Here is a 1,231-nt window from a genome sequence, read left to right on the forward strand (position 1 = left end):
ATCAACACCTGATGGATAGGGTTTTTGATGACTTAGAATTAAGCAGAAATTGTAAAAAAGTGGCAGCGATTTACCAACATTATAGTGACTATGGGGCAATCGCTGCTTAAAAGTGTCTACAGTATTGTAACATAACATTTACTAATAAAAGAGGCTTTCATGAAATCAATAAAAAACATTTTTATATTTAGCGCATTTTCTTTAGCAACCTTAGTCCCACAAACAGCACTGAGCATTAGCAATCCTTATCAAATTAGCGGTTTTGAAGAATTTAATGATTGTACATGGGAATTTAGATGGGCAGGTGGAGCAAAAGGAAATTATGTTTGGGTTTACGACTCAGTAGGGGAATGTGAATTTAATATAATGAATGTTGCATTTTCTTACGATAGTGTTACCGGTCAAGATAAGTTAAGTGGTATTCGATTTGAATAATCATTAATTATACAGGTCAGTGGATTTATGTTTATCTATTGACCTAATTTTATGACATCAAAAAGCATGTTTAGCTCAGCCTTTTACATCTCTAATTAAGACCTTACACTATGAATCGCACTATTGATTGTTTTCAAGAGGGATTCATATGCGATTTTTTCGCCAAGCGGTACCAATAACACCAACATTACTCATTCTCAAATTCAACCTTGTATACCTCCTATGGGCTAGCCTCGCATTTGGCTCAGGGCTTCAAGAAACCACTCAGCATACTGGCGACGCCCGCTACCCGGAATCCTTAGTGCCTTGGGCTGAGTGGGTTGCTTCACAACAAAAATACAAAGATTGCCCCTATGCGGCTTCAAATACAGCATCAAGCGAACAGAGCAAAGGAGACTCCAAAAAAATCTGTCAGTGGCCAAGCCGCCTTTGGTTAACACATCACGACCAAGGGGCATCCTTTAAGTATGAAGTCGTTACCTTTTCCGATCGGACAAAAATCCCCCTTCCTGGGGATAGTAAACAGTGGCCAACGCGCATTCTCGTCAATAATAAACCTGCCGATGTTATTGAAGAAAACAACAAACCCTATGTGATATTAACGCAAGGGAACCTCTATAAATTCGTTTTTTTAGCGCGATAATTTTCTAATTTTTTCTACCGGAACACTTACCGAAAATAATTATCATTACGCATTTATTTACAAAAATATTGGATAAAAATTCGTTCTTTTGATGATTTTTTCTCCCTATTTGTATATTCCAGACGCACGTTGGCCGCATAGCGTGACAAATCG

At 37.9% G+C, this 1,231-nt stretch carries 2 protein-coding genes; both read left to right on the top strand.

The features are described from left to right. The first annotated feature begins 159 nt into the window (after nt 1-159). Nucleotides 160-435, top strand: a complete 276-nt coding sequence (locus LU351_RS20460) for a hypothetical protein (protein WP_232595938.1) — start codon at nt 160-162, stop codon at nt 433-435. Nucleotides 436-583: 148 nt separating this feature from the next. Next, nucleotides 584-1,078, top strand: a complete 495-nt coding sequence (locus LU351_RS20465) for a hypothetical protein (protein ID WP_232595939.1) — start codon at nt 584-586, stop codon at nt 1,076-1,078. Nucleotides 1,079-1,231 lie beyond the last annotated feature (153 nt).

The sequence above is a fragment of the Marinibactrum halimedae genome, assembly GCF_021234875.1.
Taxonomy (GTDB): domain Bacteria; phylum Pseudomonadota; class Gammaproteobacteria; order Pseudomonadales; family Cellvibrionaceae; genus Marinibactrum; species Marinibactrum halimedae.

What these genes read in the sequence shown, in the direction of transcription:
- LU351_RS20465 (WP_232595939.1), top strand. Translation starts at nt 584, where the DNA reads ATGCGATTTTTTCGCCAAGCGGTACCAATAACACCAACATTACTCATT.
- LU351_RS20460 (WP_232595938.1), top strand. Translation starts at nt 160, where the DNA reads ATGAAATCAATAAAAAACATTTTTATATTTAGCGCATTTTCTTTAGCA.